Genomic DNA, 14,426 nt, shown 5'->3' with positions numbered 1-14,426 from the left:
CTGGTTACAGCGTGGCTAGGCGGCGCAACTCATCGACAGCCGCGGCCTTATCCGCCTGCTTGTAAATGGCGGATCCCGCCACAAAGGCATCACATCCGGCTTCTGCGGACTGGCGGATGGTTTCGGCAGAAATGCCACCGTCGATTTCAATGAGAACGTCGAGACCGCGTTCATCAATAACCTGGCGCAAGGTGCGGACTTTGTCGAGTTGCTCAGGCATGAAGCTTTGCCCGCCAAAGCCCGGCTCCACAGACATGACGAGAACCTCGTCGAAGTGCTCCAAAGAATCCAACCACGGCTCAATCGGGGTGCCTGGCTTGATGGAGAATCCTGCGCGCACGCCGAGGTCACGAATCTTCTGCCCGAGCGCTAGCGCTGCGTCCTTATCGCTGACAGCCTCAACGTGGAAGATGATGCAATCAGCGCCCGCCTTAGCGTAGGTCTCAACCCACTTCTCCGGCTCCTCAATCATGAGGTGCACGTCTAGGGTTTGCGTCGTGATGCCGTCCACGGTGGCGGTGATGTCCGGGCCGAAAGACAAGTTGGGGACGAAATGACCATCCATGATGTCAACGTGGATCCAGTCCGCGTTGGCTACTGCGCGGACTTCCTCACCGAGTTGGGTAAAGTCGGCGGCCAGAATGGACGGGGCGATGATGGGACCAGACTTTTCTGCAGACATGTCACATAGCCTAGTCCCTTCGTCCTTTCTAGTCCGCGAGTCGACGAAGGACTGCGAAAAACATGGCGTCTGTGCCATGGCGATGGGGCCACAACTGTGCGGACAGTTCGCTGCCCACATTGCCCATGTTCGGCAAAAGCTGGCGCGCATCGAGCTCTTCAATGCGCAACGCTGCCCCCTCGCCATGCTGGGCGACGGCCGCGTCGACAATCTCGCGGGTTTCGCGCAGGTCTGGCGAACACGTCGAATAGACCACAACGCCGCCCGGGCGAACCAGGTTGAGTGCAGATTCGAGAAGCTCTGCCTGCAGTGAGGTGAGGTCCTTAATGTCGGACTCAGACTTGCGCCATCGAGCTTCTGGTCGGCGACGCAGGGCTCCGAGACCGGAACAGGGGGCGTCGACAAGAACGCGGTCATACCCTGGCTCGAGGCCGGGCGAGCGGCCATCGGCCGTATGCACCCGCACCGGTAGATCCCTCGCGGTCTTTTCCACGAGCTTTGCTCGGTGCGGGGAGACCTCGATGGCGTCGACAGTAGCGCTGTCGATTCGGGCAATCGCCCCCATGAGCGCAGCCTTGCCACCTGGTCCGGCACAGAGATCCAGCCAACGGCCGGTGTCATCACCAATCAAGGGAGCTTCCGTGACTGCGCGTGCAATAAGCTGCGAACCTTCATCCTGTACCGCCGCCATGCCTTGGCGCACGGGTTCCAGGGAACCGGGGTCACCGTGTTCCAAATACACCGCGTACGGCGAATACTGGCCTTCCTCACAGCCGGTCATGAGCGCGAGCTCTTCTGCCGTTATCTCACCTGGACGTGCTACGAGGTGCACGATGGGACGCTGGGAATCAGCCTCAAGCGCTCTCTCCAACTCCTCCGAGTCACCTAAGGCGCGCGCAAAAGAGCTCGCAATCCACTCAGGATGGGCGTGGCGGAAGGCTAGGGCGGCAATCTCGCCGCTCGGTGTCAGCTGTTCGAGCCACTCCTCTGCCGGAGTGCGCGTGATGGTGCGCATGATGCCATTGGCAAAACCTTTGGCCTTCTCGTGGCCAGCTGCCTCGACGAGGCGCACGGTGGTATCGACTGCAGCATGCGCCTCCACACGGGTATAGAGCACCTGGTACGTACCCAAACGAAGCGCAGTCAGCACCTCCGGCGCCATCGCATCGAGCCCCCGGGAAGCACACTGAGAGATAACTGCATCGAGTACGCCTTCGGTACGCAGGGTCCCGTAGGTAAGTTCTGTAGCAAACGCCGCATCGCGTCCAGTGAGTTTGTTCGCGCTGAGCGCCTTGGGCAGTGTGAGGTTGGCAAAGGCGTCATCGGCAGCCACGCGACGCAATACGTCGAATGCCACCGCGCGCGGGACATCGACACCGCTGCGGCGCGCGGCTTGAATCAGCGAGTCTGTGGGGCGAACGCGATCATTTCGGCGCCCCGCGGCGGTGCCTCGATTGTTGTGGCGCGTGGAGGCACGCTTTTGCGTGCCTCCATGACGCTTTTTGTCGTGGTTCTTCTGTCCGCGATCAGCGGGGTCACCGGACTTGCTGCGAGATCTGAAGCCTCCGCTCACGAGAAGGTCACCTCATCCTGTTCATCCTTGGCCATCTGGCTGCTCAATCCCCTGCCCCAATCGGCGGCGTTCATCATCTTCTTTCCTGGTGGCTGAACCTGTCCCAGGCGCACTGCGGTGCTGCCCGTGCCGACGAGGACCTCCTTTTTTCCTACTCGGACCTCGCCTGGGCGCAACGCAGACGCGCCCGATTCACCATCAGCCAGGCTGATAGGGCCGACCTTAAGGCGGGACTCGCCCAGCAGCGTCCATGCACCTGGACCTGGAGTGTGAGCGCGGATGTGGCGGTCGATGACGTCGGCAGGCGCTGCCCACTCAATCCGGGCATCCTCAGTAGCAATCTTGTGCGCGTACGTCGCTTCCCCTTCCTGCGGCTGCGGGGAAATGCTGCCGTCCTCGAGCCCATCCATCGTCTCTACGAGGAGGTCCGCCCCTGCGTAAGCAAGGCGTGTGAGCAGATCATCTGCGGTATCGGTGGGCTGGATTCGCTCCTCCAAGGTCGCAAGGATGTCACCGGTATCCAGCCCCTTGTCGATGCGGAAGGTGGTGACTCCAGTGACCTCATCCCCGGCAGCAATGGATGCCTGTACCGGGGCCGCGCCGCGCCACGCGGGAAGCAGGGAGAAGTGCAGGTTTACCCAACCGTGGGCCGGAACCTGAAGAAGGTCTTCAGTAATGAGGTTGCCATAGGCCACCACCGGAATGGCCTCGGGAGAAAGCTCGGCGAGACGTGCGCGAAGGGCATCGCCGTCCTCGGTCCCCGGCTTCAGTGTGGACGGCGTCAGCACCTCAATGCCATGTTTCTCCGCCAGAACCTTGACCGGACTCGGGTGAAGGGTGCGTCCACGACCGCGGCGGGCATCTGGGCGGGTAATGACGGCAGCGACCTCGTGACGGGAAGCAATGAGCTTCTCCAGCGCCACAACGGCTGGCTCGGGGGTTCCGGCGAAAATGATGCGCACTGTAAGACTCGTACCTTTCTAGTAAACGTATAGGGTTCGCGAATGCGGATGTGTATTACGCGTTAAACCAGTCTGATTCTCGGATGGTCTTCATAGATTCCTTCCGTAGCTCTCTACTCAAGCGCTGCAGGAAAAGCACGCCGTCAAGGTGGTCGGTCTCGTGCTGAATACACCGCGCCATAAGGCCTGACGCCACCATCGCCAAGGGCCGTCCTGAGGGATCGGAGCCGCGCACTCGGACCGTGTTGTAGCGCTCAGTTGGCTGCGAGATGCCCGGGATGGACAAACAGCCCTCGGTTCCTAGCTGGGTATCCTTCCCTATGGCGTCCCATTCTGGATTGACAATGGCCCCACGAAGCCCATCTTGATAATGCGAGCAATCGAAGACAAAGATGCGCTTGGTCAGGCCAATTTGGTTAGCAGCGAGGCCGACTCCACCGGCATCCTCCATCGTCTCAAGCATGTCTTGAGCAAGGCGCTCGAGGGATGGCCCGAACTCGGTAATCTCCTCGGCACGGGTATTCAGGACGGGATCGCCATATAGGCGAACCTCGCGCACAGTCATGGTGAGTACTCCTCGTCGTTGGGATGTTCTTGACCGACAATAGTTCACCGCGCACCATCCGCGCCGACGAGGTACCCCTCGTGCGTGCTGCCTAACCAATGTTGATGGGATCGACGGCGATACGTAGCGGCAACACATCTTTGCGTGCACTGCGCACCGCGTTCGCGGTACGCAACCTCACTCCAAGTTCCGAACGCGGCCCTAGAGGGGTGCGCAAGAGCAAGCGCTGAGGCTCGCCGCCGCGCTCGCGGTCATAGTCGCCCGGCAGACTCACACCAGGCGGCAAGGGCACGGGGCCGAGAAGCTCAGCATGTTCCGGGAGCTCTACCAGCTCAAGGAAGGAAGCCAAGGAAGCATCAGCGCCATCGATAGCTGCCATATGCACGGCGGGTGGGAAACGCACCTCCCGACGTGCGTGCAACTCTGCGGCAGCAGCGCCCACCATGTCCCAGTTCATAAAGAAGCCCACGAGTGGTAGCTGTTCGTCAGCCGCCACAATGACCGCACCACCGGCTTCCGCTGGGCAGACGAGACTCGCCGCGGCAGCCCACTTAGCCAGGGTATCTTCCGTTGCGCGCAGATCCTGGCGGCCCAATAGCGCACCAGTCTCCACGAGTAATGCTGCACCATAATGACCGTTGTCCGCCACATAAGGTTCCGCACCGGGTGTTGCAATAACGAGAGCCGGCCCTTGTGGGATCTCATCGATCACCTTCGAACCACCCGACAGAATAATACGAGTCTGGGGGAAGGCGCGGCCTAGCTCCTCCGCTGTGCGCTCGGACCCCAGCACGATGGCGCGCAGACGCGGTGAGCCGCACTCGGAACAGCGATAGTGTGTGTCCACTCGCCCACACCAACGGCAGGTAGGCAAAGACGCCGACTGGGAGTTGGTACTTCCGGCGGCGGGAAGACCCAGCGGGCCGTTGCAGTGCCGGCAGCGCGCCGGGGAAGAGCACTGCCCGCAGGCAAGGATTGGTGCGTAACCTTTACGCGGCACTTGAACGAGGACAGGCTCGCCACGGTCGAGGGCAGCTCGCGTGGCCTGGAAAGCTGGACCAGAAACCGAGGTGGTTCCTCCCTGCATGTGCCTAGCGAGTTGTACTCCGAAGGCACCTACCGGGACGATGTCAGGGCGGGAGGCTTTAAGCGCCTCTTCTGTGGGGACGAGGTTGTGGGCCCACCCAGACTCCACTAAGAGCTGAACCTCAGCGGTACGCGAATGACCAGCCACAATGAAGCTGCAGCCTTCGTGTGCAGAACGCGTACTGAGTACCTCGCGAGCATGGACGTAGGGCTTAAGGTTATCCACGAGGTTATCGTCACCATCATTGAGGATGACCGCAAGCTGTAAGTCTTTGACAGGAGCAAAAGCCGCCGAACGCGTTCCAATGACAATGCGGGATTGACCAGTCAGCGCAGAAAGGTAGCGCCGATAGCGCGCCTGGGGGCCAGTGCTGTGAGCAAGCACAGTAACCTGCTTGGCGGAGACATACTGCCGGAAGGCCTTTTCCAACCGGTCGAGGTCTCGCTGGTCAGGAACGACCATGAGCACTCCCCCGCCCTTGATCGCCACGCTCGCGCCGAGAGCTGCGAGTGCTTCAGCCCAATCTGCGCCAGGCGCTATTTGCCAGGCAGCACGAGCGATGTGCCCAGCTAGAACCGAGTCAACGAAGGACTCACCATATTCATACCGTGACCACGCAGAAAGATCTGGGTGCTCAATGCTGCCTAACTCTTCCCACGGCGTCTCAAGATCGGCTTCTTCCGCCTTCGCATGACGTGCCGGAATAGCCGTACGAATAATGTCAGAACGCACCCCGCCATAACGGGCTGCTAGAGAATCCACTAATGCTGACATGACGGGCGTATATACCGCGTACGGCGAAATGACTCGGTCAATATAGCGCAGCGATCCCTCAAATTCTGAATCACTACCGCGGGCGAGAAGGATGGCGTCAACCAGCCGCCCGTTAAACCGGATGCGCACGCGAACACCCGGTTGCGCTGCCTCTGAATCTGCCTCATCAATGAGGTAATCAAAGGCACGGTCCAGGTGTGCTACCCCCAAGAAAGGCAACACCCGCCCGACCGGTTGATGGGCGGCGGGTGTCTTCTTGGGCATAGTGCCCGATTCTACAGGCCGGCAGCGCGGCGTAGATCTTCAGCGCGGGAGGTGTCCTCCCACGGCAGGTCGACGTCGGTTCGGCCGAAGTGGCCGTAGGCGGCAGTCGCACTGTAGAGCGGGCGCAGCAGGTCCAAATCGCGGATGATGACAGCCGGTCGAAGGTCAAAGACCTTGTTGACAGCGGCCTGAATGGCTCCGTCGGTCAACCCGTTCTTAGCAGTGCCAAAAGTCTCGACGTACAGGCCTACCGGCTTCGCACGACCGATGGCATAGGCCACCTGAACTTCGGCGCGGTCAGCAAGACCGGCAGCCACGATGTTCTTAGCCACCCAGCGCATTGCGTAGGCAGCAGAACGGTCCACCTTGCTTGGGTCCTTGCCGGAGAACGCGCCGCCGCCGTGGCGGGCCATGCCGCCATAGGTATCGACGATAATCTTGCGGCCGGTCAGACCGGCATCACCCATGGGCCCACCCAAGATGAAGGAACCAGACGGGTTGATGAGCAGTTCGGTGTCATCGGTGTAGTACTTGCCCAACTCGGCATCATCGATAACCCATTCCACCACGTGCGTACGCAGCTGTTCAGTGAGCCATTCCTGCGTAACGTCCGGATCGTGTTGGGTAGAGATCACAATAGTTTCCAGACGGGTCGGTACATCGTCCTCGTCGTAGGCAAAGGTCACCTGAGTTTTGCCATCGGGACGCAGGGAGGGAATAATTCCTTCCTTACGCACCTGGGTCAGACGGCGGGATAGGCGGTGAGCCGTGGAAATCGGCAGCGGCATAAACTCAGGCGTCTCGTTAGTGGCATAGCCGAACATGAGGCCTTGATCGCCGGCACCGTACTGGTCATCATCCTCATAGTCACCGGAACGAACTTCGGTGGAGGCATCCACACCGGCGCCGATCTCCTGAGACTGCTCACCGATGGCGACGTTGACGCCGCAGGTACGGCCATCGAAGCCCACATCAGACGAGGTGAATCCGATGTCCACGAGAGTCTTGCGAACAATCTGAGGGATTTCGACATAGCCGGAGGTGCGGACCTCGCCCACGACATGGACCTGGCCCGTGGTCACCATCGTTTCGACGGCGACGTGGGCATCGGGGTCGACCTCCAGTAGGGCGTCAAGAATGGCGTCCGAGATCGCATCACAAATCTTATCCGGATGACCTTCTGTCACGGATTCGCTGGTGAAGAGGCGTACTGCCTGGGTAGCTGATTCAGTCACACATTGTCCTTAAGCTAGTTCCGCGCGCCGTGAGATGGGTTGAGAGGCTGGTCATAGATCCCAGCATGAAGTAGCGGCGCGTTGACACCAGCCCATCGTAGACCAAGCGGTCTACAGCTGCAAGAATGACCGCTACACCGGAAGCATTTCATTCACTGCATCAAGAATCTGCGCCGCCACTACTTGTTTGCTGCCGTGCTCCACCACTACCGGCTCAGCATTGCGCCGAAGGATCCACCCCGCGCTAGTGGGTTGTCCAAAGACCTTGCCTTCGCCCACTTCATTGGCCATAAGGACATCGCAGCCCTTCCGGTGAAACTTCTGCTGGGCGTACTCAAGAACGCTTGTGTTGTCATCGCCGGTCTCGGCAGCGAAGCCTACAATGACGGCGTCTTTGTTGATTTCTCCACTGTCGCGTCGCTTCACGAGGCCTTTGAGGATATCTGGGTTCTCCACGAGCTCGAGTCGCGCCAAATCCTCGTCAGCGGCACCTTTTTTCATCTTGGAATCGGCCACGTGTGCTGGGCGATAGTCCGCTACCGCGGCGGCCATAATGACGATATCGGCATCTGCGGAATGCTCGTTCATGGCAGCCTCCATATCGCGTGTTGAGGTCACGCGTACTACGTCGGCACCGGAGGGAACCGGAAGATCCTCAGTAGCTCCCGCAACGATTGTGACATCAGCCCCGCGCTGAGCGGCAATCTCCGCTAATGCAAAGCCTTGGCGGCCCGATGAACGGTTACCAAGGAACCGTACTGGATCCAGATTCTCCTGGGTGCCACCGGCGGAAACGACAACCTTGCAGCCTTGCCAGTCGAAAGGAACCTGATGGCCGTCCATGACGGTACGTGCAAACTCGGCGATCTGGTTCGGCTCCGGCAGCCGTCCAGCACCAGTGTCCTTACCAGTAAGACGTCCGTGTGCGGGTTCCATAACGGTAATCCCACGGCGGCGCAGCGTTGCCACGTTGTCTTGTGTTGCCGGATTCAGCCACATCTCAGTATGCATCGCGGGAACTACGATGACCGGGCATGTCGCCACGAGTACGGATGCAGTGAGCAAATCATCCGCACGGCCACAGGCTAGCCGTGCAATGAGATCCGCCGTTGCTGGCGCGATAACGACGGCATCTGCTTGCTGGCCCAAAGCCACATGCTGAACTTCATCCACCGCATCAAACACAGAAGTTGAGACCGGGTTGCCTGATAGAGCCTCGAAGGTGGCCGCGCCGACAAAATTCAGGGCAGATTCAGTAGGTATGACGCGAACATCATCGCCTTGCTCTTTGAAGTCACGAATGAGGTGGCAGGCTTTGTATGCGGCGATGCCGCCGGCCACACCGACAAGGATGCGACGGTGGGCACTGGTCATGTCTGGGGTTTCCTGTACGTCCTTCACCCGGACGATGTTACCCAAGACGCAGGAAACCCACCCATGCTTCCTTCAAGATGCATGGGTGGGTATCGAAGACAATTCACTGTGTTCAATCGCCCGGCGGTGAACCCCTCGGCCCGGCAGGCCCGGAAGCCACGAGACACAGTCAGTCGACGCGTTAACCCGCGTAGAGCCTAGTTGCCTTCCTCGTGGTCGAGGAGACCGGCCTCGATCTCACGCAGGGCGATGGACAGCGGCTTCTCACCCGGCTCCGGGGTCACCAGCGGTCCAACGAACTCGAAGACGCCTTCGTCTTGTTCCTGGTAGTAGCTGTTAATCTGACGCGCTCGCTTCGCGGCGAAGATCACCAGTGCGTACTTGGAAGAGACCTTATCCAGCAGCTCATCAATCGGCGGGTCAGTAATACCCGTTGGCGGATCGAAAACTGGCTCAGGCTTTACGGCCTCAGAATTAGCAGGTGTGGTCACGTTGGTCACATGCACCTTTACTGTTGGTAGATGGTCAAAATCTTGGTCTATCCACGCAGGATAGCACTAATAGCAGTTACGGCCTCATCGAGTTCATTGTTGACTACGACGTGGTCGAACTCCTTTTGCGCGGCAAGCTCCGTCTCTGCAGTCTGCAGTCTGCGGTCGATGACATCCTGGGGTTCCGTTCCCCGCCCGGTCAGGCGCTCAACGAGAACATCCCACGAGGGTGGGGCAAGAAACACGGTTTCTGCCTCCGGCATCGCCGCCTTGACGTTGCGGGCGCCTGCAAGATCAACCTCCACCAACACCGGACGGCCAGCCTGCAAGGCTTCCTGGACCGGCTGTGCCGGCGTGCCGGAACGCTGCAAGCCGCCGTGGATTTCTGCCCATTCGAGCATGTCTCCGGCGTCGATACGTTCCTGGAAGTCCTCCGGGGTGACGAAGAAATAGTCAACCCCGTCGGTCTCGCCAGGACGGGGTTGGCGCGTCGTCATAGAGACGCTGAAGTAGAGGTTGTCGACATCGTCGCGCAGGCGCGAAACCACAGTGGACTTACCCACTGCAGACGGCCCGGCCAGAACAACCAGGCGTCCGCGTGCAGTTTCGTCAGCCATTGCGCTATTTACTCGCCGTAGCCGAAACGCTCGAGCAGGGCGCGACGCTGACGGTCACCCAGACCACGCAGGCGGCGGGTCTGAGCAATCTCCAGGTCCTCCATGATTTCCTTAGCCTTGACCTTGCCCACCTTCGGCAGGGCCTCGAGGAGAGCGGAGACCTTTGTCTTGCCGATGATCTCATCGGTCTCAGCCTTCTCCAGAACGTCCTGCAGGTTGGTCTCGCCGCGCTTCAGCGCAGCCTTGAGCTCAGCACGAGCCTTGCGGGCCTCAGCGGCCTTTGCGAGAGCTTCCTTGCGCTGCTCATCAGTCAACTTGGGAAGGGCCACGGGTTTCCTCCGATTTCATTAGTGTGAACATTTTCTTCTGATGGCTGGCACCAGAATCTCGGTCCTCAGGGGCATGATTTCCCCAGCGGGGGATAGCTTTTACTACCTCCACGAACCGACTTCTGGCAATCCTAGCACTGGTCTGTACGCGATGACGTAACCCGGTCCCCTTCTTTTAAAGGTTCCTGCACGTCAACGCACATGCCTTAAACAAAATACCAGGTAAACGGCGCGCTCGTTAATTGGGCACGCCGTTAACTTAATCTCGGAACTCTGCCGCCGTCTCTATTACCGCTTTCCGCAGGTCATCGACCTTCGGGCCGCACCAAAGAATTGCGCGTGACACGTTGGCAAAGCCTAACTCCGGCGCTGCCTTGGTCAGCGCTCGAACATCTGCAGGCGTAGCTCCCTGAGCACCCACGCCCGGCAAAAGAACCGGACCGTTCAATTGGTCTAACTCTGGCGGAGTGTCGAGCGTTGCTCCTACAACGACGCCCAGAGCACCGACGCTCGGCTCATTACCGTCGCCTTGAGTGGCCACCGCTGCGTTGCGTTCTGCCAGATCATCAACGACGCGCTGGGCTACGCTACGGCCTTCGACGCTCAACGATTGCAGGGCCTTCGCTTCTGGGTTGGACGTTGCCGCTAGGACAAACACTCCCCGACCCGAATGCTCGGCCACATCGAAGACCGGGCTGAGTGCACCGACGCCGAGGTACGGGGAGACGGTCACCGCATCTGCACGCAACGGGGAGTCCTCCCCCAGCCACGCTTCGGCATAACCAGCCATAGTGGAGCCGATATCTCCACGCTTGGCATCGGCCAGGCTGAGGCAACCGCCCTCACGCAAAGCAGCCAAAGCTTCCTCCAGCACCGCGAAGCCCTGGGAGCCACAGCGCTCGAAGAAAGCTACCTGCGGTTTCACCATGGCAGCGGTATCCACGAAGGCTTCCACACAGGTCATGGTGAAGGTACGAAGACCGTCAACGTCAGCAGACAATCCCCAGGCCTCAAGCAGGTGCGGGTGCGGGTCAATGCCGACGCACAGCCGTCCACGCTCGCGGCCAGCGGCAACGGCTTTCTCGCCGAAGGTCACCGTAGATTTAGTTGGCTGGGGCATGCTCAAGCTCCTGGAGTGCGCGAACCTTCAGGTCGCCTCGACGCAGGGCCTCGATACCCTGCACTGCTGCGGTCACGCCCTGAACAGTGGTCACGAGCGGCACGCCGACGGACACTGCAGCGGCACGAATGTCGTAGCCATCGTGGCGAGCGCCGGCGGAGCCAGCTGGCGTGTTAAGGATGAGATCAACTTTGCCGCCAAGGATGGCATCAACGATGGACTCCTGGCCGTCCCCAGCCTCAGACACCTTGGTAGCTACCTCGCACTCCACACCATTGCGGCGCAGCATCTGCGCCGTACCGTCAGTAGCGACGATGGTGTAGCCCATGTAGGCCAAGCGTTGAATCGGGAAAATCAGTGTGCGCTTATCGCGGTTAGCCACAGACACGAAGACGGTTCCTTCGGTCGGCAGTTCACCGAACGCGGCCATCTCGCCCTTGGCGTAGGCAGCGCCGAAGTTATCGGCCAGACCCATGACCTCACCAGTGGACTTCATCTCAGGCGACAGCAAAGTATCCAGCAAACGGCCGTCTGGACGACGGAAACGGTTGAACGGTAGAACCGCTTCCTTCACCGCGATCGGGTGCTCGAGCGGAAGGGAGCCGCCATCGTAATTAGTCGGGATAATGCCGTCCTCCCGCAGCTGTGCAATGGAATCACCAAGCATGACGCGTGCAGCGGCCTTGGCCAGCGGTACGCCCGTAGCCTTAGACACGAACGGCACCGTGCGAGAAGCACGCGGGTTGGCTTCGATGACGTAGAGGGTGTCGTCCTTCAGTGCGTACTGAACGTTCATGAGTCCCTTGACGCCGATTCCGTGAGCAAGGCGGCGCGTGGACTCACGCACCTTGTCAATATCCTGCGGGCCGAGCGTCATCGGCGGGAGTGCACACGACGAGTCACCGGAGTGAATACCGGCTTCCTCAATGTGCTCCATCACGCCGCCAAGGTAGACTTCCTCGCCATCGCAGAGTGCATCGACGTCGATCTCAATAGCGTTGTCGAGGAAGCGGTCCACCAGTACCGGGTGATCCGCGGTGATTTCAGTTGCGCGCTCAATGTAGTCGCGCAGGGAGTCCTCATCGTAGACAATCTCCATTCCGCGGCCGCCCAAGACGTAGGACGGGCGGACTAGCACCGGGTAGCCGATACCTGCGGCAACCTGGCGTGCCTCGTCGAAGGACGTTGCGGTACCAAACGCTGGGGCTGGAAGCTCAGCTTCCGCAAGGACCTTGCCGAATTCACCACGGTCTTCTGCCAAGTCAATGGCGGCAGCGGAGGTACCGACGACCGGGACACCGGCAGCGGTGAGGCGCTCTGCCAGACCCAGCGGAGTCTGGCCACCCAGCTGAACGATGACACCGGCAACCTCTCCGGACTGGGCTTCTGCGTGGTAGACCTCCATGACGTCCTCGAAGGTCAGCGGCTCGAAGTAGAGGCGATCGGCGGTGTCATAGTCCGTAGAAACCGTCTCCGGATTGCAGTTGACCATGACGGTCTCGTAGCCCTCACGGGAGAGCTCCAGTGCGGCGTGGACGCAAGAGTAGTCAAACTCGATGCCCTGGCCGATGCGGTTTGGGCCAGAGCCCAAGATGATGACCTTTCCCTTGGAACCGTCCGCGCTCGGGCGGACCTCGGATTCGGCGTTGGGATCCAGCTCATAGGTGCTGTAGTGGTACGGGGTTTGAGCCTCGAACTCACCAGCACAAGTATCGACCGTCTTGTAGACCGGACGAATACCCAGGGACCAGCGCAGGGAACGTACGCCGTCTTCGCCAGCGAACTCCGGACGCAGCGCGGCAATCTGGGCATCAGACAGGCCGAAAACCTTAGCGCGGCGCAGGAGCTCAGCATCGAGCACCGGTGCCTCAACGAGTTCGGTGCGGAACTGAACGAGTGCCTCAAGCTCCGCGAGGAACCAGGGGTCAACGTTCGAGTGTTCATACAGCTGTTCCACGGTGGCCCCTAGGCGGAAGGCCAGCTCGATATCGTACATGCGGCCTTCAGTCGGGCGTTCCAGATCCTTGAGCACAGCGTCAAGATCGGTTGCGCGCTCGCCGGCGAAGTACTCGTCCGGCTGGGTCCAGAATCCGGCAGGCTTGCCCTCCAGGGAGCGCATGACCTTGTTGAGGCCCGAGATGTAGTTGCGGCCAATGCCCATGGCCTCGCCCACGGACTTCATCGTCGTGGTCAAGGTGTCGTCAGCACCCGGGAATTTCTCAAAGGCAAAGCGCGGGGCCTTGACAATGACGTAGTCCAGCGTCGGCTCGAAGGCAGCCGGCGTCACGCCGGTAATGTCGTTGCGAACCTCATCAAGGGTGTAGCCGATGGCCAGCTTGGCGGCCAGCTTGGCGATGGGGAAACCAGTGGCCTTGGAGGCCAGCGCAGAGGAACGGGATACACGCGGGTTCATCTCAATGGTGATGATGCGGCCGTCATCCGGGTTCACAGCAAACTGGATGTTGCAGCCGCCGGTGTCAACGCCAACCTCGCGGATAATGGCAATACCCTGGTCACGCATCTTCTGGTACTCGCGGTCCGTCAAGGTCAGGGCTGGGGCCACGGTCACGGAGTCACCAGTGTGAACGCCAAGCGCGTCGACGTTTTCGATGGAAGCGATGACCACGACATTGTCGTCGCCGTCTCGCATGAGCTCTAGCTCGAATTCCTTCCACCCCAGGATGGACTCTTCGATAAGAACGTTGGCTTCCGGGGACGCTGCCAAGCCGCCACCAGCGATGCGTTCGAGGTCTTCTTCGTTGAATGCAAGACCGGAACCCAAGCCACCCATGGTGAAAGACGGGCGCACCACTACCGGCAGTCCGAGTTCCGCTACGGTCTCATGGACCTCCTCCATCGTGTGGCATACGCGGGAACGAGCGGATTCACCGCCGATGGAGGCGACGATGTCCTTGAATTTCTGACGGTCCTCACCGCGTTCGATCGCGTCAATATCGGCACCGATGAGCTCGATGTCGTACTTCTTCAGGATGCCCAGGCGGTCCAACTGGACCGCGGCGTTGAGGGCGGTCTGGCCACCTAGCGTTGCCAGAACAGCGTCGATGGGGTGGCCTTCCTCCTTTTCTTTGAGGAGGATCTTTTCAATGAATTCTGGCTCGATGGGCTCGACATAGGTGTGGTCGGCGAACTCGGGGTCCGTCATGATGGTGGCCGGATTGGAGTTAACCAGCGTTACGCGCAGGCCCTCCTCCTTGAGGACACGGCAGGCCTGGGTACCGGAGTAGTCGAACTCACAAGCCTGACCGATGACAATCGGACCGGAGCCGATAACCAGGACGTGATTGATGTCGTTGCGCTTTGGCATAAGTTTCTTCTTCCTTTTCCTGGTTGCG

12 protein-coding genes are annotated in these 14,426 nt (G+C 60.2%); all 12 read right to left on the bottom strand.

The window, feature by feature from the left end; genetic code table 11:
* Window positions 1-4 precede the first annotated feature (4 nt).
* On the bottom strand, window positions 5-682 hold the full coding sequence (gene rpe, locus I6J26_RS12550) for a ribulose-phosphate 3-epimerase (RefSeq protein WP_115021989.1): 678 nt from the start codon (window positions 680-682) through the stop codon (window positions 5-7).
* Between the two features lie 28 nt (window positions 683-710).
* Window positions 711-2,255 carry an RsmB/NOP family class I SAM-dependent RNA methyltransferase gene (locus I6J26_RS12545; protein WP_115021986.1) on the bottom strand — a complete coding sequence of 515 codons (1,545 nt, stop codon included), beginning with the start codon at window positions 2,253-2,255 and terminating at the stop codon, window positions 711-713.
* Window positions 2,252-3,217: a methionyl-tRNA formyltransferase gene (fmt, locus tag I6J26_RS12540; protein WP_115021984.1), complete on the bottom strand. Its 966-nt coding sequence runs from the start codon at window positions 3,215-3,217 to the stop codon at window positions 2,252-2,254. Before fmt ends, I6J26_RS12545 begins: the two co-directional genes overlap by 4 nt.
* 55 nt (window positions 3,218-3,272) lie before the next feature.
* Window positions 3,273-3,782, bottom strand: coding sequence for a peptide deformylase (def, locus tag I6J26_RS12535; RefSeq protein ID WP_115021982.1), 510 nt, complete (start codon window positions 3,780-3,782; stop codon window positions 3,273-3,275).
* Window positions 3,783-3,873: 91 nt separating this feature from the next.
* Entirely contained in the window at window positions 3,874-5,907 is a 2,034-nt protein-coding gene (locus I6J26_RS12530; RefSeq protein ID WP_115021979.1) for a primosomal protein N', read from the bottom strand.
* Between the two features lie 11 nt (window positions 5,908-5,918).
* Window positions 5,919-7,142, bottom strand: coding sequence for a methionine adenosyltransferase (gene metK, locus I6J26_RS12525; protein ID WP_115021977.1), 1,224 nt, complete (start codon window positions 7,140-7,142; stop codon window positions 5,919-5,921).
* Window positions 7,143-7,274: 132 nt separating this feature from the next.
* Window positions 7,275-8,516 (bottom strand): bifunctional phosphopantothenoylcysteine decarboxylase/phosphopantothenate--cysteine ligase CoaBC, encoded by a 1,242-nt coding sequence (gene coaBC / locus I6J26_RS12520; protein ID WP_115021976.1) that lies wholly within the window; start codon window positions 8,514-8,516, stop codon window positions 7,275-7,277.
* 197 nt (window positions 8,517-8,713) lie between these two features.
* A complete protein-coding gene (rpoZ, locus tag I6J26_RS12515; protein WP_039675212.1) occupies window positions 8,714-9,016 on the bottom strand; it encodes a DNA-directed RNA polymerase subunit omega in 303 nt (100 codons plus the stop codon).
* Between the two features lie 38 nt (window positions 9,017-9,054).
* A complete protein-coding gene (gene gmk / locus I6J26_RS12510; protein ID WP_070671123.1) occupies window positions 9,055-9,624 on the bottom strand; it encodes a guanylate kinase in 570 nt (189 codons plus the stop codon).
* A gap of 8 nt (window positions 9,625-9,632) precedes the next feature.
* Window positions 9,633-9,953 (bottom strand): integration host factor, actinobacterial type, encoded by a 321-nt coding sequence (gene mihF, locus I6J26_RS12505; protein ID WP_039675208.1) that lies wholly within the window; start codon window positions 9,951-9,953, stop codon window positions 9,633-9,635.
* 259 nt (window positions 9,954-10,212) lie between these two features.
* Window positions 10,213-11,073, bottom strand: coding sequence for an orotidine-5'-phosphate decarboxylase (gene pyrF / locus I6J26_RS12500; RefSeq protein WP_115021974.1), 861 nt, complete (start codon window positions 11,071-11,073; stop codon window positions 10,213-10,215).
* Entirely contained in the window at window positions 11,057-14,398 is a 3,342-nt protein-coding gene (gene carB / locus I6J26_RS12495; protein WP_115021972.1) for a carbamoyl-phosphate synthase large subunit, read from the bottom strand. Before carB ends, pyrF begins: the two co-directional genes overlap by 17 nt.
* Between the last annotated feature and the right edge of the window lie 28 nt (window positions 14,399-14,426).

The sequence above is a fragment of the Corynebacterium minutissimum genome (genome assembly GCF_016889765.1).
Lineage (GTDB): Bacteria > Actinomycetota > Actinomycetes > Mycobacteriales > Mycobacteriaceae > Corynebacterium > Corynebacterium minutissimum_B.
This window is presented reverse-complemented; position numbering and strand designations above follow the sequence as displayed.

Coding starts and splice junctions, on each gene's coding strand:
- pyrF (WP_115021974.1), bottom strand. CDS start 11,073: ATGCCCCAGCCAACTAAATCTACGGTGACCTTCGGCGAGAAAGCCGTT.
- carB (WP_115021972.1), bottom strand. CDS start 14,398: ATGCCAAAGCGCAACGACATCAATCACGTCCTGGTTATCGGCTCCGGT.
- rpe (WP_115021989.1), bottom strand. CDS start 682: ATGTCTGCAGAAAAGTCTGGTCCCATCATCGCCCCGTCCATTCTGGCC.
- coaBC (WP_115021976.1), bottom strand. CDS start 8,516: ATGACCAGTGCCCACCGTCGCATCCTTGTCGGTGTGGCCGGCGGCATC.
- gmk (WP_070671123.1), bottom strand. CDS start 9,624: ATGGCTGACGAAACTGCACGCGGACGCCTGGTTGTTCTGGCCGGGCCG.
- def (WP_115021982.1), bottom strand. CDS start 3,782: ATGACTGTGCGCGAGGTTCGCCTATATGGCGATCCCGTCCTGAATACC.
- I6J26_RS12530 (WP_115021979.1), bottom strand. CDS start 5,907: ATGCCCAAGAAGACACCCGCCGCCCATCAACCGGTCGGGCGGGTGTTG.